The organism is Streptomyces capitiformicae, from assembly GCF_002214185.1.
Classification (GTDB): Bacteria; Actinomycetota; Actinomycetes; order Streptomycetales; family Streptomycetaceae; genus Streptomyces; species Streptomyces capitiformicae.
In genome coordinates this window covers 2,393,364-2,411,971 of sequence record NZ_CP022161.1, presented here as the reverse complement: position 1 = coordinate 2,411,971, position 18,608 = coordinate 2,393,364, and the positions used below count along the sequence as shown (strand labels likewise).

General features: G+C 71.6%; 16 protein-coding genes and 1 pseudogene. 4 read left to right on the top strand and 13 right to left on the bottom strand.

Features of this window, described 5'->3' with window-relative positions:
• Positions 1 to 7: 7 nt before the first annotated feature.
• The 5 genes from CES90_RS10605 to pdhA form a co-directional block, all read right to left on the bottom strand.
• Positions 8 to 1,363, bottom strand: a complete 1,356-nt coding sequence (locus tag CES90_RS10605; RefSeq protein ID WP_189780838.1) for a molybdopterin molybdotransferase MoeA — start codon at positions 1,361 to 1,363, stop codon at positions 8 to 10.
• The gene (locus CES90_RS10600) at positions 1,360 to 2,295 is read right to left on the bottom strand and encodes an NTP transferase domain-containing protein (protein WP_189780839.1); all 936 of its coding nucleotides are present in this window, start codon (positions 2,293 to 2,295) and stop codon (positions 1,360 to 1,362) included. Before CES90_RS10600 ends, CES90_RS10605 begins: the two co-directional genes overlap by 4 nt.
• A 115-nt stretch (positions 2,296 to 2,410) precedes the next feature.
• Positions 2,411 to 3,826: a dihydrolipoamide acetyltransferase family protein gene (locus CES90_RS10595; RefSeq protein ID WP_189780840.1), complete on the bottom strand. Its 1,416-nt coding sequence runs from the start codon at positions 3,824 to 3,826 to the stop codon at positions 2,411 to 2,413.
• Complete coding sequence (locus CES90_RS10590) at positions 3,826 to 4,830, bottom strand: alpha-ketoacid dehydrogenase subunit beta (protein WP_189780841.1); 1,005 nt, start codon at positions 4,828 to 4,830, stop codon at positions 3,826 to 3,828. Before CES90_RS10590 ends, CES90_RS10595 begins: the two co-directional genes overlap by 1 nt.
• Positions 4,827 to 5,963 carry a pyruvate dehydrogenase (acetyl-transferring) E1 component subunit alpha gene (pdhA, locus tag CES90_RS10585; protein WP_189780842.1) on the bottom strand — a complete coding sequence of 379 codons (1,137 nt, stop codon included), beginning with the start codon at positions 5,961 to 5,963 and terminating at the stop codon, positions 4,827 to 4,829. The genes CES90_RS10590 and pdhA overlap by 4 nt, the downstream gene beginning before the upstream one ends.
• Positions 5,964 to 6,152: 189 nt before the next feature.
• On the opposite strand from pdhA, the gene CES90_RS10580 reads away from it, so the two are divergent.
• Positions 6,153 to 6,638 carry an Lrp/AsnC family transcriptional regulator gene (locus tag CES90_RS10580; RefSeq protein ID WP_189781094.1) on the top strand — a complete coding sequence of 162 codons (486 nt, stop codon included), beginning with the start codon at positions 6,153 to 6,155 and terminating at the stop codon, positions 6,636 to 6,638.
• A 50-nt stretch (positions 6,639 to 6,688) separates the two neighbouring features.
• Here the strand turns inward: CES90_RS10580 and CES90_RS10575 are convergent, their stop codons facing one another.
• Positions 6,689 to 7,279, bottom strand: coding sequence for a TetR/AcrR family transcriptional regulator (locus CES90_RS10575; RefSeq protein ID WP_189780843.1), 591 nt, complete (start codon positions 7,277 to 7,279; stop codon positions 6,689 to 6,691).
• The gene (locus CES90_RS10570) at positions 7,276 to 8,793 is read right to left on the bottom strand and encodes a 3-hydroxyacyl-CoA dehydrogenase (RefSeq protein WP_189780844.1); all 1,518 of its coding nucleotides are present in this window, start codon (positions 8,791 to 8,793) and stop codon (positions 7,276 to 7,278) included. The genes CES90_RS10575 and CES90_RS10570 overlap by 4 nt, the downstream gene beginning before the upstream one ends.
• 147 nt (positions 8,794 to 8,940) lie before the next feature.
• Here CES90_RS10570 and paaN point away from each other — a divergent pair, with 147 nt between their 5' ends.
• Positions 8,941 to 10,632: a phenylacetic acid degradation protein PaaN gene (gene paaN, locus CES90_RS10565; RefSeq protein ID WP_208921414.1), complete on the top strand. Its 1,692-nt coding sequence runs from the start codon at positions 8,941 to 8,943 to the stop codon at positions 10,630 to 10,632.
• Between the two features lie 49 nt (positions 10,633 to 10,681).
• On the opposite strand, the gene CES90_RS10560 is transcribed toward paaN, so the two are convergent.
• From CES90_RS10560 to CES90_RS10550, 3 genes are read right to left on the bottom strand one after another with little or no spacing between them, the layout of a single operon-like run.
• Positions 10,682 to 11,470 (bottom strand): TrmH family RNA methyltransferase, encoded by a 789-nt coding sequence (locus CES90_RS10560; RefSeq protein ID WP_189780846.1) that lies wholly within the window; start codon positions 11,468 to 11,470, stop codon positions 10,682 to 10,684.
• On the bottom strand, positions 11,467 to 12,828 hold the full coding sequence (locus CES90_RS10555) for an HTTM domain-containing protein (protein WP_189780847.1): 1,362 nt from the start codon (positions 12,826 to 12,828) through the stop codon (positions 11,467 to 11,469). The genes CES90_RS10560 and CES90_RS10555 overlap by 4 nt, the downstream gene beginning before the upstream one ends.
• Positions 12,825 to 13,688: a DUF5819 family protein gene (locus tag CES90_RS10550; RefSeq protein WP_189780848.1), complete on the bottom strand. Its 864-nt coding sequence runs from the start codon at positions 13,686 to 13,688 to the stop codon at positions 12,825 to 12,827. The genes CES90_RS10555 and CES90_RS10550 overlap by 4 nt, the downstream gene beginning before the upstream one ends.
• Positions 13,689 to 13,952: 264 nt before the next feature.
• On the opposite strand from CES90_RS10550, the pseudogene CES90_RS10545 reads away from it, so the two are divergent.
• Positions 13,953 to 14,267: pseudogene (locus CES90_RS10545) on the top strand (hypothetical protein); the annotation flags it as partial.
• Between the two features lie 91 nt (positions 14,268 to 14,358).
• On the top strand, positions 14,359 to 15,540 hold the full coding sequence (locus CES90_RS10540) for an acyl-CoA dehydrogenase family protein (RefSeq protein ID WP_189780850.1): 1,182 nt from the start codon (positions 14,359 to 14,361) through the stop codon (positions 15,538 to 15,540).
• A 107-nt stretch (positions 15,541 to 15,647) separates the two neighbouring features.
• Here the strand turns inward: CES90_RS10540 and CES90_RS10535 are convergent, their stop codons facing one another.
• The 3 genes from CES90_RS10535 to CES90_RS10525 form a co-directional block, all read right to left on the bottom strand.
• A complete protein-coding gene (locus CES90_RS10535; RefSeq protein WP_189781095.1) occupies positions 15,648 to 15,977 on the bottom strand; it encodes a rhodanese-like domain-containing protein in 330 nt (109 codons plus the stop codon).
• A 41-nt stretch (positions 15,978 to 16,018) separates the two neighbouring features.
• Entirely contained in the window at positions 16,019 to 17,023 is a 1,005-nt protein-coding gene (locus CES90_RS10530) for a hypothetical protein (protein ID WP_229913583.1), read from the bottom strand.
• A gap of 110 nt (positions 17,024 to 17,133) precedes the next feature.
• Entirely contained in the window at positions 17,134 to 18,558 is a 1,425-nt protein-coding gene (locus tag CES90_RS10525) for a DUF2252 domain-containing protein (protein ID WP_189780851.1), read from the bottom strand.
• Positions 18,559 to 18,608 lie beyond the last annotated feature (50 nt).

Genomic DNA, 18,608 nt, shown 5'->3' with positions numbered 1-18,608 from the left:
GGACGTTTCACGTGAAACACACTTGGATCCCTGCTGTCGCCCAGGGCAGATCGAGCAGTTCCAACTCCTGACCGGGGCGGGCGCCGCCGGGTGGTACGACAGCGAGGGCATCTGCGGTGGCGATACCGCGGAGCATGGCGGGGCCGTTGTAGTGCAGCGGTACGGCGTCGTCCTCACGCAGGGCGACGGGGATGAGTCGCGTGTCGTACGGGTGCCCGTGCACGGCCTCGCTCAGGGGCAGCGCGTACGGCTCCGGGGCCGCTCGTCCGGCGAGGGTCCGCAGCAGGGGCTCCACTAGCGTGAACAGCCCGGAGACAGCCGCCAGCGGGTTGCCCGGCAGGCCGACCAGGTGCTGGTTCGCCTTCATGCGAGCCAGCAGCATGGGGTGGCCGGGGCGCACTTTGACGCCGCTGACGAGGAGTTCCGCGCCGACACGGCGCAGGGTGGGATGGACATGGTCGACGGGTCCGGCCGCCGTCCCGCCCGTGGTGACGATGAGGTCGGCGGAGGATTTCCGTACGGCCTCGTACAGGGCTTCGGCGTCGTCCCCGAGCCGTCGTACGGCGATGACCTCGGCCCCGAGCGCCCGTAGCCAGGACGGCAGCATCGGGCCGAGGGCGTCCCGGATCAGGCCCTCGCGCGGGAGCCCTTCGGTGAGCAGTTCGTCGCCCAGGACGAGCAGTTCGACGCGGGGGCGGGGGAGGACGGTCAGCGTGTCGTATCCGGCGGCCGCCGCGAGTCCGAGTGTGGCCGGGGTGATCTGCGTGCCGAGCGGCAGCAGTTGGTCGCCGATACGGCACTCCTGGCCACGGGGGCGGATGTCCTGGCCGTGGGCCAGGTCCCGGGTCGGGTGGAGTCGTCCCTTGTCGTCCGTGCGGCCGTGCTCGCTACGCAGAACGGCGGTCGTGTCGGACGGGATGCGTGCGCCGGTGGCGATACGGACCGCCTCGCCGTCCGTGAGCGGCTCGGGCTCGGCGTGCCCTGCCAGCACACCGTCCTCCCGTACGTCCCAGGGGCCGGGTCCGGCGACCGCCCAGCCGTCCATCGCGGAGGTGTCGAAGGAGGGGAGGTCGGTGAGGGCGGTGAGGGGGGCGGCGAGAACGAGACCGAGTGAGTCGTCGACGGTGACGGAGACGGAGGGTCGGCGCCCGGCCGAGCGGGCGGCGCGCTCGGCGGTGGCGCGGGCCTCGGGCCAGGGGGTGGCCCTTTGGTGCGCGTCGTCCTTGGCGGGGTGTGCGGCGGACGGGCCCGTGGCGGGGGTCTCGCGGGCGGAGCGGGGTTCGCCCGGCCCGCGGGCGACTCTGTCGTTGGCCACGGCGAGCGCCTCCTCCACGTCGAGTTCCTCGGCGTCCTGCGCGGTCATCCGGCGTCCGGGGCCGTGCCGGGGGCGTCCGTGCCGCTACCGGGCTTTGTTGCGCCCGGCTCGGCGTCGGTCCTGTCCTCGTCGGCCCAGCGGAGCGCCAGGGCAGCGGCCTTGCGGGCGGCCTCGGTGACCGCCTCGGAGCCTCCCCCGGCCTTGGCGGCCGCGTAACCGACGAGGAAGGTGGTCAGCGGGGCCGCGGGCCTGGCCACGCTGTGGGCGGCGTCACGGGCGAGGTCGAGCAGTTCGGCGGTGTCGACGTCGAGGTCGATCCCCAGCTCGTCCTTGGCTGCGGTAATCCATTCATCCAACACGTGGCCATGCTCCCTGATCCGTGCGCGGGCGGCGGCGATGTCGTCCCAGGTGTCGCAGTCGAAGGACGCGACCGGGTCGGTGATGCGAGTGAGGCGGAGAGCGGCGGTCAGCCGCCGCAGGGGGAGCCCGGTCAGGCCGTCGTGCTCGGTGGCGAGCCGCGCCAGCTCCCGGCGCGGGGCCTCGGCCCGGTACGCGGCCACGAGGGGCTGGTCCCGGCCGTCGGAGTCGGTGACCAGGACGCCGTCGGCGTCGGCGGCGCGGAGGGCGTCGAGCAGCCGCCGTACCGTCTCCTCGTCCAGGAAGGGCAGGTCGGCGGAGAGAACGACGACGTACGGCGCGGTGGTGTGCCGGAGCCCGGCGTCCAGCGCGGCGAGGGGTCCGCCGCCGGGTGGCTCCTCGCGGGCCCACAGCACGGGGCGTGCGGTGGGGCGGGGGGAGGCGACGACGACGGTCGTCCCGGCTCCGGCGCAGGCGGTCAGCACGCGGTCGAGCAGGGCCCGTCCGCCCACGCGCACACCGGGCTTGTCCGCGCCGCCGAGCCGCCGGGCGGCGCCGCCGGCGAGCACGATGGCGTCGAACGCCTCGGTACCGGGGCCGCCCGGGGCTTCGTACGCGGTCACCCCACGAGTATGCGTGCCCCCTCGATCACACGGAACGCGGGGGAGGCCGCGGGGGCACGGCCGGTCAGCACCGATGGACAGTGCGCCATCCGGGCCGGGTCGGCAAAGCCGGTGATCAGAGCGTGCGCAGCAGCACCGCCGGCTGTTCGACGCAGTCCGCCACATACCGCAGGAAGCCGCCCGCGGTGCCGCCGTCGCACACCCGGTGGTCGAAGGTGAGCGACAGCTGGACGACCTGCCGTACCGCCAGTTCGCCCTCGTGGACCCACGGCTTGGGGACGATGCGGCCGACGCCGAGCATGGCCGCCTCGGGGTGGTTGATGATCGGCGTGGAGCCGTCGACGCCGAAGACGCCGTAGTTGTTCAACGTGAAGGTCCCGCCGGTGAGCTGGGCGGGCGTCAGGGTCCCGGTCCGCGCGGCCTCGGTCAGCCGCGCGAACTCGGCACTGAGCGACTCCGCGTTCCGCGTGTGCGCGTCCCGTACGACGGGCACGACCAGGCCTCGTTCCGTCTGCGCGGCAAAACCGAGGTGCACCCGGTCGAGCCGTACGACCTCTCGGGCCTCCATGTCGACCGTCGAGTTGAGCTCCGGGAACCGGGCCAGCGCGGCCGTGCAGATCCGGGCGAGCAGCGCGAGGAGGGAGATCTTCGGGCCGCCGGTCGCGTTCATCGCCCTACGGGCGTTCATCAGCTCGGTCGCGTCGGCGTCCACCCAGCAGGTCGCGTCGGGGATCTCGCGCCGACTCCGGGAGAGCTTGTCGGCGACGGCGCCTCGGATGCCGCGGAGGGGCGTACGGGTGCCGGGGACGTCGGAAATCCGCGTGGCCGGGGCCTGCGGTACCTGGGCCTCGGCCGTGGCGGCCCGCAGCGCGTACTCCACATCCGCCCGCAGGATCAGACCGTCGGGGCCGGAACCGTGCAGCTGCCGCAGGTCGAGGCCGTTCTCGCGGGCGAGTCGGCGCACGAGCGGGGAAATGACCGGCACCGGGCCCTCCGGGCGCGCGGGGCCGTCCGGGCGCGCGGGGCCGTCCGGGCGCACCGGGGCGGCCGTGGCACCGGCCTGGGTCTGGAGCGCGGTCACAGCGCTCCGCTCGGCCCCGGGCACGGCAGCCGGGGCGGCCCCGGTGAGCCCGACCGGCTCCGCAGGGCCGTTGTCCCCGGCCGGCGCGGCGGCGGACCGTGCGGGGTCCCCCGACCTCACCCTCCGCCGCCGCGCCGGAGGCGCCCCCGTGCCGTAGCCGACCAGGACGTTGCCGGACCCCTCGGTGTCGCCGCCGGAGGCCGGGGCGCCCACGGCCACCGTCAACAGGGGCGCGCCGACAGGCAGTTCCGTGCCCTCCTCGCCGAAGCGGGCGGTGACGACGCCGCCGTACGGGCAGGGGACCTCGACCATCGCCTTGGCCGTCTCGACCTCGACGACGGGCTGGTCGACGGCGACCACGTCACCGACCTGTACCAGCCATTGGACGATCATCGCCTCGGTGAGCCCTTCGCCGAGGTCGGGCAGCTTGAACTCCAGCACCTGGGCCATCAGCTCTCCGCCTCCCACTGCAGACGCCCCACGGCGTCCAGGATCCGGTCGACGCCGGGCAGATGGTGCCGCTCCAGCATCGGCGGCGGATACGGGATGTCGAACCCGGCGACGCGCAGCACAGGCGCCTCCAGGTGGTGGAAGCAACGCTCGGTGACACGGGCCGCGATCTCGCCGCCCGGTCCGCCGTACCCGCCGGACTCGTGGACGACGACGGCGCGCCCGGTGCGCCGTACCGACGCGGCGACCGTCTCGTCGTCGAAGGGCACCAGGGAGCGCAGGTCGACGACTTCGAGGTCCCAGCCCTCGGCCGTGGCCGCCTCGGCGGCCTCCAGGCAGACGGGCACGGAGGGGCCGTAGGTGATGAGCGTGGCGCTGCGGCCGGTGCGGCGCACGACGGCGCGGCCGATCGGCTCGACCGTCTGCGGTTCCTCGGGGTTCCAGGAGTCCTTGGACCAGTACAGGCGCTTGGGCTCCAGGAAGACGACCGGGTCGTCGGAGGCGATGGCGGCGCGCAGCAGCCCGTAGGCGTCGGCGACGGTGGCGGGCGTGACGACATGGAGCCCCGGAGTCGCCATGTAGTACGCCTCGGAGGAGTCGCTGTGGTGCTCGACACCGCCGATGCCGCCGCCGTACGGGACGCGGACGGTGATCGGCAGCGGCATAGTCCCGCGCGTGCGGTTGCGCATACGGGCGACATGGCTGATGAGCTGCTCGAACGCCGGGTAGGCGAACGCGTCGAACTGCATCTCCACGACCGGCCTGAGCCCGTACATCGCCATGCCGACGGCCGTGCCGAGGATGCCCGCCTCGGCGAGCGGGGTGTCGGTGACCCGGTCCTCGCCGAACTCCTTGGCGAGCCCGTCGGTGACCCGGAAGACCCCGCCGAGGGTGCCGACGTCCTCGCCCATGACATGGACGGTGGGGTCGGCGGCCATGGCGTCGCGCAGTGCGCGGGTGAGCGCCTGCGCCATGGTGGCGGGCTTGAGTGCGACGGTGGTCATCGGTGCGCCCCTTCTTGCTCTGCCGCCAGCTCGGCCCGCAACAGGGCCTCCTGCTCCCGCAGTTGGGGAGTGGGCTCGGCGTACACATGGGCGAACAGGTCCATCGGGTCGAGCGACGGGTCCTGGTTCATGCGCTCGCGCAGGTCGGCCGCCATGGTCTCCGCGGCGTCCCGTGCGGCCTGGATGCCGGACTCGTCGAGGAGTCCGCGCTCGGTCAACTCGTGCTCCAGGAGCGCGATCGGGTCGTGCGCACGCCAGGTCTCGACCTCGTCGGCGCCGCGGTAGCGCGTCGCGTCGTCGGCGTTGGTGTGGGCGTCGATGCGGTACGTGACCGCCTCGATCAGCGTGGGGCCGCCACCCGCGCGCGCGTGGGCCACGGCTTCGCCGAGCACCTGGTGCACGGCGACCGCGTCGTTGCCGTCGACCAGGCGGCCCGGCATTCCGTAGCCGACGGCCTTGTGGGCGAGGGAGGGGGCGGCGGTCTGCTTCTCCAGCGGCACGGAGATCGCGAAGCCGTTGTTCTGGACGAGGAAGACGACCGGGGCCTGCCAGACGGCGGCGAAGTTGAGGGCCTCGTGGAAGTCGCCCTCGCTGGTGCCGCCGTCGCCGACCAGGGCGAGCGCGACCACGTCGTCGCCCTTGAGCCGGGCGGCGTGCGCGAGGCCCACGGCGTGCGGGAGTTGCGTCGCGAGCGGGGTGCACAGGGGTGCCACCCGGTGCTCGTGCGGGTCGTAGCCGGTGTGCCAGTCGCCGCGCAGCAGGGTGAGCGCCTGGACGGGGTCGAGGCCGCGGGCGACGGCGGCGAGCGTGTCGCGGTAGCTCGGGAAGAGCCAGTCGCGCTCTTCGAGGACGAGCGCGGCGGCGACCTCGCAGGCCTCCTGGCCGGTGCTGGAGGGGTAGACGGCGAGTCTGCCCTGCTTCGTCAGCGCGGTGGCCTGCGCGTTGTAGCGGCGGCCGCGCACCAGCTCCGCGTACAGGCGGCGCAGCAGCGCGGGGTCCGCTTCGGCGGCCGCGTCGGTGCCGAGCACGCGGTACGGCCGTGCGTCGGGCAACAGCGGCGCGGGATCCATGCGGGGCTGCCAGGCGGGCGGCGGTGTCGGGCGGTACGCGCCCCGCTGCTCCATGACCGTCATACGGCACCTCCTCGTGGGGGTGACTCTGGGACGCGGCACGGCTGTGACGCGTCTCACCTACCGATTGTTCGGTCGTTGACGCATTTTGGCTACAGGCACCCTCAGGCTGTGGACAAACGGTTCTGCACAGCCTGAAATGAACGCAGTACGTCCATGGTAGGGAGGCGGGGGCGCATGGCACCTGAACAAATGGCCGAGCCACCGGAGCATGGCCCGGCCCTGCCGCCCCCTCGACCGCTGGACGCCATAGATCAGGACATCCTGCGCATGCTCCAGGCCGACGGCCGCGCCTCGATACGGTCCGTCGCCGAGCATGTCCATGTGTCGCGCGCCAACGCCTACGCGCGCATCAACCGCCTCATCGAGGACGGCGTGATCCGCGGCTTCGGGGCGCGCGTGAACCACGAGCGCGCCGGAAAGGGCACCTCGGCCTACATCACTCTCAAGATCGTGCAGAACTCCTGGCGCACGGTCCGCGAACAACTGCGCCAACTGCCCGACGCCGCCCACATTGCCCTGGTGGGCGGCGACTTCGACGTACTGCTCCTGGTGCACACCTCGGACAACCGGGCCCTGCGCGAGGTGGTACTCACCAAGCTCCAGGCCATCCCCGAGGTACTCAGCACCCGCACGCTACTGGTGTTCGAGGAGGAGGACGCAGAGCCGGAGGGGTGAGCCGGGACAGGAGCGCGTGCTCACCCCGGGGCGGCGGTCGGCGACCGCCCTCAGTGCTCCTTGCGGAGCCCCCCGAAGACCATCTGTACGACCGCGTCGGAAACCTCGCGCTCGCCCATGCCCCGCCCGTCGGGCCGGTACCACTCCACGATGGAGTTGATCATCCCGAAGACCAGCCGGGTCGCGAGCCGCACCTCCACGTCACCGCGCACGTCCCCGTCGGCGGCCGCGGCCTTCAGCAACTCGGCGACCTGGTGGTCGAATTCACGCCGTCGTTCCAGGGCCCAGCGCTCGGTGTCGGTGTTGCCGCGCACGCGCAACAGCAGTGTCACGTACGGCAGTTCCGCGATGAGGACCTCGACCATGCGCCGGACGACGTGCTCCAGCCGCTCCACCGCACGTCCCGCGTGCGCGGGTTCCTCGTCGAGGATCCCGAAGAGCCCGTCCAGCGCCCGGCTCACGGACCGGCGCAGCAGCTCCTCCTTGCCCGTGACGTGGTGGTATATCGACGACTTGGAGATACCGGCCGCCTTGGACAGATGCTCCATGGAAGTGCCGTCGTAGCCACGCTCGTTGAAGACCTGAACGGCGACGGACAGCAACGTCTCCGGGGTGTACGTGTCGCGCTTGGCTGTGGTCATGAGGAGGTGCCCTCCCGCTTGTCGGAGGCGTAGGCGTGGCGGTACAGCGCGAGGGACGGAGCGTAGCGCCCGGAGGGGTCGCGCAGATGCAGGTCGTCCAGGAGGGCGTACGCCCAGTTGCGGCCCAGCCTGCGGCTCCATTCGAAGGGCCCGAGCGGGTAGTTGACGCCGAGCCGCATCGCCGTGTCGATGTCCTCCTCGGTGGCCACGCCCTTCGCCACGGCGTCGTGCGCGAGGTCGACGATCCGGGCCACCGTACGGGCGACGATCATGCCGGGGGCGTCCCCGATGACGCTGACGTCCTTGCCGAGCGCCTGGAAGAGCCCGGTGGCCTCGGCGAGCGTCTGCGGGGAGGTGTCCTGGGAGGCGGACAGGGCGATACGGGTGGCCCGGCGGTAGTCCAGCGCCAGGTCGAAGTAGACGACGTCGCGGAACTCCACGGAGGTCTGGCCGTCCGCCAGGGCCAGTTGGCCACCGCTCGGCAGGACCAGGCGGGTGCCGTGGTCCTCGTCGTCCTCGCGGACGCCGATGCCCGCCTCGCGGATCAGCGCGAGCAGTTCGGAGGCGGGGCCGAGGTCGCCCTCGGCGACGACGTACGCGGGCGCCTGGACCGGCTCCGCGGTGTGCGGCTCGGCGGGCTCGGCGTCGTCCGCGTAGTCGTACCAGCCCTGCCCGGTCTTGCGGCCGAGCCGGCCGGACTCGACGAGCCGCCGCTGGGCCAGCGAGGGCGTGAAGCGCACGTCCTGGAAGAAGGCCTGCCACACGGAGTGCGTGACGGACTCGTTGACGTCCTGCCCGATGAGGTCGGTCAGTTCGAACGCGCCCATCTTGAAGCCGCCGCACTCGCGCAGGATCGCGTCGATCGTGGCCGGCTCGGCGGCCTGCGCCTCGTACACCGCGAAGGCCTCGGCGTAGAACGGCCGTGCGATGCGGTTGACGATGAAGCCGGGGGTGTCGGCGCACGCGACCGGCGTCTTGCCCCAGGCGCGGGCCGTCTCGTACGCGCGCGTGGCCGACGTGACGTCGGTGGCGAACCCGGAGACGACCTCGACGAGCGGCAGCAGCGGCGCGGGATTGAAGAAGTGCAGGCCCACGAAACGCCCGGGATTGCGCAGGGCCCCGCCGATCGCCGTGACGGAAAGGGAGGAGGTGTTGGTGGCGAGCAGGCAGTCCTCGCCGACGACGTCCTCCAGCGCGCGGAACAGCTCCTGCTTGACGTCCAGCCGTTCCAGGATCGCCTCGACGACGAGGGCGCAGTCCGTGAGGTCGGCGAGGCTCTCCGCGGCGTGCAGCCGGACACGCGCGGCGTCCCGGTCGGCGGCGGTCATACGGTCCTTCGCGACGAGCCGGTCGAGCCGGGCGCCGATCGCCTCGGCCGCCTCCCGGGCGCGGCCGGGGACGGCGTCGTACAGCCGTACGGAATGGCCCGCGACCAGCGCGACCTGGGCGATGCCCTGGCCCATGGTGCCGGTGCCGACGACGGCCACGGGGCTGCTGAGGTCGAGTGCTGTCATGTGCGCGATCCTCCCGCACAGGGTTGTCCACAGATGCGGCGGACCCCCTTGTCCCGACCGATCGTTCGGTTACTCTAACCCTGTCCGCCTGTTCCTGCCCAGGTCAGACCTCGAAGAAGAGCCTCTGACGTGAGGAGTTGGTCACGCATGGCCGCCGAACTGCCCGCGCACTCCTTGATCGCCAAGCACCGGCCCACCCTCGACCAGGCGCTGGAGGCGATCCGCACACGCGCGTACTGGTCCCCGCACCCCGAGCACCCCAAGGCGTACGGCGAGAACGGCAGCCTGGGCATGGCGGAGGGCAAGGCCGCCTTCGACGCCCTCCTCGGCACCCGCCTCGACCTCGGCCAGCCCGGCACCGACGACTGGGTGGGCGACGAGACCTCCCCGTACGGCCTGGCGCTGGGCATCACGTACCCGCACGCCGACATCGACACGCTGCTGCCCGCCATGAAGGCCGGTCAGCGCGGGTGGCGCGACGCGGGCGCGGAGGCGCGCGCGGCGGTGTGCCTGGAGATCCTCAAGCGGATCAGCGACCGCACCCACGAGTTCGCCCACGCGGTCATGCACACCTCCGGCCAGGCGTTCATGATGGCCTTCCAGGCGGGCGGCCCGCACGCGCAGGACCGCGCCCTGGAGGCGGTGGCGTACGCGTACGCCGAGCAGGTCCGCACGCCCGACAACGCGGAGTGGACCAAGCCCCAGGGCAAGCGCGACCCGCTGGCGATGACCAAGCGGTTCAAGCCCGTCCCGCGCGGTATCGCCCTGGTCATCGGCTGCAACACCTTCCCGACGTGGAACGGCTACCCGGGCCTGTTCGCCTCCCTCGCCACCGGCAACGCGGTCCTCGTGAAGCCCCACCCGCGCGCGGTGCTGCCGCTCGCCCTCACCGTCCAGGTCGCCCGTGAGGTCCTCGCCGAGGCCGGATTCGACCCCAACCTGGTGGCACTGGCCGCCGAACGCCCCGGCGAGGGCATCGCCAAGATCCTGGCCACCCGCCCCGAGATCCGCATCATCGACTACACGGGCTCGACGTCCTTCGGCGACTGGCTGGAGGCCAACGCCCGCCAGGCACAGGTCTACACGGAGAAGGCCGGCGTCAACACGGTGCTCGTCGACTCCACCGACAACTACAAGGGCATGCTGTCCAACCTGGCCTTCTCCCTGTCCCTGTACAGCGGCCAGATGTGCACCACCCCCCAGAACCTCCTGATCCCCCGCGCCGGCATCACCACCGACGAGGGCACGAAGTCGTACGACGAGGTCGTCGCCGATCTCGCCAAGTCGGTCAGCGGCCTGCTGGGCGACGACGCGCGCGCGAACGCCCTGCTCGGCGCGATCGTGAACCCCGACGTGAAGGCCCGCCTCGAAGCCGCCGCCGGGCTCGGCGAAGTCGCCCTCGCCTCACGGGAGATCAGCAACCCGGAGTTCCCCGGAGCGGTCGTCCGTACGCCGGTGATCGTGAAGCTGGACGGGGCGAAGCCGGATGACGAGGCCGCCTACATGAGCGAGTGCTTCGGGCCGGTGTCGTTCGCTGTCGCGGTCGACTCGACGGCTGACGCGGTGGAGTTGCTGCGCCGGACGATCAGTGACAAGGGTGCGATGACGGTCGGTGCGTACACGACCGACGAGGAGGTCGAGCGGGACGTCGAGGAGGTCTGTCTGGAGGAGGCCGCGCAGCTGTCCCTCAATCTCACCGGCGGGGTCTACGTCAACCAGACGGCCGCGTTCTCTGATTTCCATGGGTCGGGTGGGAACCCGGCGGCGAATGCGGCGCTGTGCGACGGTGCGTTCGTCGCGAATCGGTTCCGGGTGGTGGAAGTACGCCGGGACGCCTGAGGTCCCCAGGGGGGTGGTGGAAGTCCTGTGCGGGACTTCCACCACCCCCCTAGGCCCTCGCGCCCCCGGTCGCGCTCCAGTGGTACAGCGTCATGGCCACACTCGTGGCGAGGTTGTAGCTGGAGACCTGGGGGCGCATCGGCAGGGCGAGCAGATGGTCGGCCCGCGCGCGGAGCTCGGCGGACAGCCCGCTGCGCTCGGAGCCGAAGGCGAGGACGGCGTCGTCCGGGAGCTTCAGGCCCCGGATGTCGTCGCCCTCGGGGTCGAGCGCGAAGAGCGGGCCCGGGGGCAGCTCGGCCACTTCCAGGCGCTCGACCGCGGTCGCGAAGTGCAGGCCCGCGCCGCCGCGCACGACCGTGGGATGCCAGGGGTCCAGGGTGCCCGTGGTCACCACCCCGGTCGCGCCGAAACCAGCCGCCAGGCGGATCACGGCGCCGGCGTTGCCCAGGTTGCGCGGGTTGTCGAGGACGACGACGGGCGCGGTGCGCGGGGTGTGCGCGAGCATCGCCAGGTTGGACGCGCGTGAGGGGCGTACGGCCAGGGCGGCGATCGCGGTGGGGTGCGGGCGAGCCACGAGCGTGCGGTACGTCTCCTCCGGGATCTCCTGGAGGAGGTCAGCGAGCCGGTCCCGTACGTCGGAGGCCAGGTCGTCGGCGAGGACGAGTGCCGCCGCACGGTCGGCGGTGACCGCCACCGGTACCTCGGCGCCGAAGCGCAGGGCGTGCTTGAGGGCGTGGAATCCGTCGAGCAGGACGGAGTCGTCGGCGAGGCGGCGCCAGGTCCGCACCGGGTCGTTCGCCGGTTCGCCGAAGGGTGCCGCACTCACCGGATCGTTCATGCGGTGAAGCCTACGTGTGCCTGCTCGGTCGCCTCCTTGTCCGTGTTGTCGGCAGGGAGCGGTGTCCGCTGCTGGTCGGCCGGGCCCGGCGGCGTACGGTCGCGCCCGGGGAACACACGTCCCAGGACGCGTCCACGCGCGCGTGTCACCCAGTCACCCAGGCGCTTCAGGAAGGAGGTCGGCAGGAAGACGGCGTCGGCGGCGATCATCGCGAGCGAGAAGAACGGCAGACCGAGAACGACGGCGATCACTGCGTGCTCGGTCATCATGACCGCCAGCAGGACGTTCTTGACGCGCCGGTTGAGGAGCGTGAACGGGAAGGCGACCTGAACGATGACCGTCCCGTACGTCATCAGCATCACCATCGTGCCGCTCGACGACATCAGGTCGGAGAGCGCCGGCCAGGGCGAGAAGTAGTCCAGGTGGAGGGGGTAGTAGGAGGCCGTGCCGTCCTGCCAGCGCGTGCCCTGGATCTTGTACCAGCCGGCGGCCGCGTAGATCAGACACGCCTCGGCCATGATCACGACCAGGGCGGCGTTGTGCGTGAGATTGGCGACGATGTCGAGCAGGACACGGGGCTTGGTGTCCGACTCGATGCGCTTGACGGCCCACCAGAGGGCGTGCACCGCCCACAGCCCCCAGAAGACGGTCAGCCAGCCGCCCAGGAAGCCGCCGGGAACAAGGCCGCCGAACGTCGCCACCAGCAGCACGAAGCCAAGCACGCACCACAGGACGGGACCGACGCGGTCCTGCGGCTTCTCGCTCTCCGGCTCCTCGCCCTCCCGCTCGGCGCGCTCGCGCGTGCGCCGTGCACGCCGGGCGTCCAGGGACCAGACCTGGCCGCAGCGGGTGAGGACGAGGTAGATCGCCATGAGGTGGATGACGTTGTCGCCGCCGTCGCCCATGAAGACGCTGCGGTTCTGCAGCGAGAGGACTCCCACCATGAAGAGCACGCTCGCGGTGCGGGTGCGCCAGCCGAGCAGCAGCAGGAGGCTCGACAGCACGGCGAGGGCGTAGACGATCTCGAACCACACCTCGCTCTTCGACCAGATCAGCACCGTGAAGGCGTCGTTGCTCGCGAGGAGCTGCTGGGCGAGGTCCCAGCTCCAGGGCCCGTCGGGACCGTACAACTCGTGCCGGTGCGGGAACTCCCGCAGCAGGAACAGCAGCCAGGTCGCGGCGAAGCCGATACGTATGATCGCGCTCTGGTAGGGGCCCAGCGCATTGTCGGTGACCCGGGTGATCCCACTGCCGATCGCGGCGGAGAGACGGCCGGGAAGGCCGGGAAGGCCAGGAGGGCCAGGAGGCCCCACCGGGTTGCCCGGATTCGTAGGAGTCGAGGGGCTCGTGGAGCTCATTCGGCGCTCGCCTCCGTGCGGTCGCGGTCGGTCACCGACCACCAGGGCAGCTCACGGACGACGGGCTTGTCGGACACCTGTTCCTCGCTCCAGTCTGGCGGCCGCACATTGGTGGTACGTGACCGGACCTGTATCCGCTCGATGACCCCGTCGGCGACGCCGCCGGCCTGCTCACGGTCGAGGCGAAGCACCACGATGCGGCGCAGATAGCGCTCGGACAACCCACCCCGCGAGGTCGTGGCGCGGTTCTCGCTGTCGTGCGTGGAGGCGTAGAAGTCCCAGGCCCGGCGCAGTTCGTTCTGCTGGGTGTGGCTCGGCATCGGATTGCCGTCGATGGCGGCGCCGTCCAGCGCCGACAGGCCGTACCAGCCCGTCGTACGGACATCACCGGCCGCGGTGCGCACATCGGCGCGGACCTCCACCGCGATGTTCTGCTGCAGCGGGTTCGGCGCGAACAGCTTCCAGTTCTGCTCGAACTCCGGGAACACCCACCCCTCAACCACCCGACCATGCTGCTTCGTCAACGTGTTCGAGGGGGCGATATGCAGGAACACCATGCCTATGTGCACGCAGGCCACGACCGCGACGACAGCGAGTACGAGCGCCGCGGTGATCTGGTAGGGGAGGGAGAGCGCTGCGATACCGGAGGTCGGCTGCGTCGGGTCGGGCGAATGGGGCGGTTGGGGCGCGCCGAGGGCACTCTCGTCAGTGGCACTCCCGTCGATAGGTCGCTCGTCGGCACGCCTCTCACCAGCGGGCCTCCCGTCGTCGATCCCTCCCTCGGCGGGGATTGTGGATGCGGAGCCCTCGGGCTCGTCCGGCCCGCGGCGGCCGTTCGAGACCTCGTCGTACGCGTCCATTCCGCCCCGCTCCCCGCTTCCCACTCCCGGTCCGTTTCCCCACCGGAACTTACTCAGCCGCATCCATCCGGCACAGCCTCGGTGGCCACAGCAGTCACATCGTCACACCGCTCACACGGCTTCCACGAGGTTATCCACAGCGGGGGACACCTTACGGCGCAGCAGTCCATCATTGAGCCGAAAGCCAGGACAGACCGAACGATCGGTAGATGAAATGTATGGGGTTGGCTGGGTGTTCGATCTGCGGCAAGCGATGCGACCCCGCCGGTGCCTCGGGTACCGACGGTGCTCGTGCGTCCAGCCGCTGCCGAATGCCGTGAGCTGCGGGTTCGCCTTTCGACCGAGGTGCTGACGATCTTTCGATTCCACGCGGCGGAGGAGATCGACTTCGATGTGGATCTGCGGAAGATCCAGAGAGGGGAGCGGTTTGACGGGTTCTGCGGATTTCTGCGGGACATCGGGCGGTGTCCGGGCACGCCGGTTCTGATGGGCCCGGAGGGCGGTGACGGCCATCCGGTCCTCGGCTTCGACTCCGAAGCCGACCGGGTCGTTCTCCTGACCGAATCACCGTTCGCGTGACCGTCTCCTCGACCGGCGCCACGCCATTCCCTTCTTCTAGAACCTGTTCTATCTTGACGCCCCGTCATCGGCGACACGGAAGGGCGGAACCGTGGACTTCACCTTCACCGAGGAGCAGCAGGCGGCGGCCGAGGCGGCGCGGGCAGTGTTCGCCGGAGTCGCGCCGGACGGAGTGCCGAGTCCTTCGCTCGTACCGGGAGCCGTGGCCGACGACTTCGACCGGGCTCTGTGGGCGAAGCTCGCCGACGCGGACCTGCTCAGCCTGTTGCTGGACCCTTCCTACGGTGGCTCGGGGCTCGACCCGATCGCGCTGTGCCTGGTGTTGCGCGAGTCGGCGAAGGTACTGGCCAGGGTGCCGCTGCTGGAGAGCAGCGCGGCGGCGGTGACCGTACAGGCGCACGGCAGCGAGGAGCTGAAGGCGGAGCTGCTCACGCGGGTGGGCCGGGGCGAGATCGTGCTGACCGTCGCCGCGCACGGCCGCACCGGCCACGACCCCGCCGAACTGGCCGTCAGCGCCAAGCAGGAGGACGACGGGACCTGGGTCCTGGACGGAGTGCAGACGGCGGTGCCTTGGGCGCACAACGCCGACTTCGTCGTGGTACCGGGGGTGGTCGCGTCCGGTGTCGTCGCCGACGGGTCCGGGCATGCAGCCGCCCTCACCGACGGCCGGGTCGTGCTCGCGGTCGTCCCACGGGTCCACGACGGCCTCGTGCTCGCCGAGCAGATCTCCACGGCCGGGGAACGGCTGGCCGAGCTGCGGATGGAGTCGGTTCGGATCGCCGCGCGGAACGTCATCGACGCGGAGGGCGCCTGGGAACGGCTCCGGGAACTGCTGGCCACCGGTACGTGTGCGCTGGCACTCGGACTGGGGGAGGGCGCACTGGCCATGACCAGCGAATACGCCGGCAAGCGGGAGCAGTTCGGGTTCCCGATCGCCTCGTTCCAGGCGGTCGCCGTACAGGCCGCCGACCGCTTCATCGACCTGCGCGCGATGGAGGCGACCCTGTGGCAGGCCGCCTGGCGGATCAGTTCCGGGGCGGGAGGTGCGCTACCCGCGGCCGGAGACGTCGCCGTGGCCAAGATCTGGGCCTCGGAGGGCGTACGACGGGTCGTACAGACCGCGCAACATCTGCACGGCGGCTTCGGCGCCGACGTCGATTACCCCCTGCACCGCTACCACGCCTGGGCCAAGCACCTCGAACTGTCACTCGGCTCCGCGGCGGCATACGAGGAGGCACTGGGCGATCTGCTGGCGGCACACCCACTGGGGTGAGCGTCGCGCACGCCGAGGACAGGGGCGCGCGGATCCCCTGCGCGCCCTGGTTCGACAAACGAAGCAGCCGACCGACACAGGAAGCAGCCATAAGGGAGAGGCTGTCCCTAGAGAACGAAGCCGGACCCACCCTTGTCGTCCACCACCGGTCGGCCGGAAGCCGCCCAGACCTGCATGCCACCGTCGACGTTCACGGCGTCGATGCCCTGCTGGACGAGATACATGGCGACCTGCGCCGAACGCCCGCCCGAGCGGCAGATCACATGGACCCTGCCGTCTTGCGGCGCCGCCTCGGTGAGCTCGCCGTAGCGCGCCACGAACTCACTGATGGGAATGTGCAGCGCTCCTTCGGCATGGCCCGCCTGCCACTCGTCGTCCTCCCGGACGTCCAGCAGGAAGTCGCCGTCCTTGAGGTCCCCGACCTGGACCGTGGGCACACCAGCTCCGAAATGCATGCCTACGACGCTACCCGACCGGGCTAGCCGACCTGATCACCCGTCCCGCCCGGCCTGTCCTGGCCACCCTGATCGACCTGGCTGTCCTGGCCGTCCTGGGTGAGAAGCGCCGCAAGCTCCGCCTCCCGCTGCGCGACCTCCGCCAACAGTTGATCGGCGATCTCGTCGAGGAGACGGTCGGGGTCGTCCGGGGCGAGGCGGAGCATCGAACCGATGGCGCCCTCCTCGAGCTCCCGGGCGACGAGGGTGAGCAGCTCCTTGCGCTGGGCGAGCCATTCGAGGCGGGCGTAGAGCTCCTCGTTGCGACTCGGCCTGCGCTCCTCGGGCACCGGCCCCGCGGCCCACTCCTCGGACAGCTCCCGCAGCAGGACCTCGTCACCACGGCCGTACGCGGCGTTGACACGCGATATGAACTCGTCCCGCCGCTCACGCTCCTTGTCGTCCTGGGCCAGGTCAGGGTGCGCCTTGCGGACCAGCTCGCGATAGAGCCTGCGGGCCTCGTCACTGGGACGCACCCGCTCCGGGGGCCGCACGGGCCGGTCGGTGAGCATCGCGGCGGCCTCGGGGAACAGGCCCTCCGAGTCCATCCAGCCGTGGAACAGCTCCTCCACACCCGGCATGGGCATGACCCGGGCCCGGGCCTCCTGCGCCTTGCGTACATCCTCGGGGTCGCCGGTGCGCGCGGCCTTCGCCTCGGCGATCTGGGCGTCCAGCTCGTCGAGCCGGGCGTACATGGGGCCGAGCTTCTGGTGATGCAGCCGGGAGAAGTTCTCCACCTCGACCCGGAAGGTCTCCACGGCGATCTCGTACTCGATCAACGCCTGCTCGGCCGCCCGCACGGCCCGCTCCAACCGCTCCTCAGGCCGCTCCGCCCCCGCGCCTCCACCGGCCGCGCCGGCATCCGCCCCCTTCTCCGGCTCCGTATCGCCCTGGTGCTCGGCTCCCTCGACAGACTCCGCACCCCCAGCAGCCTCAACAGGCTCAGCGGGGCGCTCGAACGGGGACTGATCGGCTTCCGGGGTCGTCACCCGCCCCAGCCTAGGCCACGCCCGGAAACTCCTCCGACCGCCCGCTCTCGTCAGCCGATCAGCTCAGCATCCCTGGGCACACCTGCCGGCTCCTGGGCCCCGCAGGCTCCTCACACCCCCGTCTCCGCCTCGATCCGCCCCGCCCGTACCGCCGCCACCAGGTCCGCGTGGTCCGCCTCCGTCCGGTCGGCATACGTCGCGGCGAACGTGGCCACGGCCTCGTCGAGTTCCTCGTTCTTGCCGCAGTAGCCGGCTATCAGCCGTGGGTCGGCGCTGTGGGCGTGGGCGCGGGCCAGGAGGGCGCCGGTCATGCGGCCGTAGTCGTCGATCTGGTCGGCGGCGAGGGCCGCGGGGTCCACACTGCCCTTGCGGTTGCGGAACTGGCGTACCTGGAACGGGAGTCCGTCCACGGTGGTCCAGCCCAGCAGGATGTCACTGACGACCTGCATACGCTTCTGGCCGAGGACGACGCGGCGTCCTTCGTGGCTCACGTCCAGCACGTCGAAACCGGCCGTCGCGAGGTGCGGTTCCAACGCCGAGGGGCGGGCCTCCTTCACCTGGAGGACGAGCGGCTCGCCACGGTGGTCCAGGAGCAGCACGACATACGAGCGCGTGCCCACGCTGCCGGTGCCGACCACGCGGAACGCCACGTCGTGCACGGCGTGGCGGGCGAGCAGGGCGTGGCGGTCCTCCGAGAGTGTGGTCAGGTAGTGCTCCAGGGAGGCCGCGACCGCCGTGGCCTCCGCGTCGTCCACGCGGCTCAGCACGGGCGGGGCATCGACGAAGCGGCGGCCGCCGCCCTCCACCGCCTCGGTCGCCTTGGCCGCGAAGCGGCCGCTCGTGTTGGCCCGCGCCTTCTCGGAGACCCGCTCCAGCGTGCCCAGCAGATCATGGGCGTCGGTGTACGAGACCAACTCCTCGTCCGCGATGGCGTTCCACGCGTCGAGTGCCGGAAGCTTGGCGAGCAGCCGCATGGTGCGCCGGTAGGCACCCGCCGCGTCGTTCGCCGCCTTGCGGCAGGTGTCCTCGTCGGCGCCCGCCTCGCGGCCCGCGAGCACCAGCGAGGTGGCGAGGCGCTTGAGGTCCCACTCCCAGGGGCCGTGCACGGTCTCGTCGAAGTCGTTCAGGTCGATGACGAGGCCGCCGCGGGCGTCACCGTACAGGCCGAAGTTCGCCGCGTGGGCATCGCCGCAGATCTGGGTGCCGATGCCGGTCATGGGCGTGCGCGCGAGGTCGTGCGCCATGAGTCCGGCCGAGCCGCGCAGGAAGGCGAAGGGGGTGGCAGCCATCCGACCGACCCGTATCGGGGTGAGGGCGGGGATACGGCCGCGGTTGGACTCCTCGACCGCGGTCACCGCGTCCGGTCGGTCGGTGGTGAGCGTCAGGTCCGCGTGCGCGCTGCGTGACACCCGCTCCCGCAGGGCCTTGCCCTCGTCCTTGGGCGACCCCGCGGAAGGCCACCGCGCGAACCCGGCCACCCACGGCACTCGCGCCCCGGCCACCGGCTCCACCGTCGTCGTACCGCCCTCGGTCACACCGACCGCCTCCCCCGCTCACATGCACGCACGAACATCAACTTGTGACG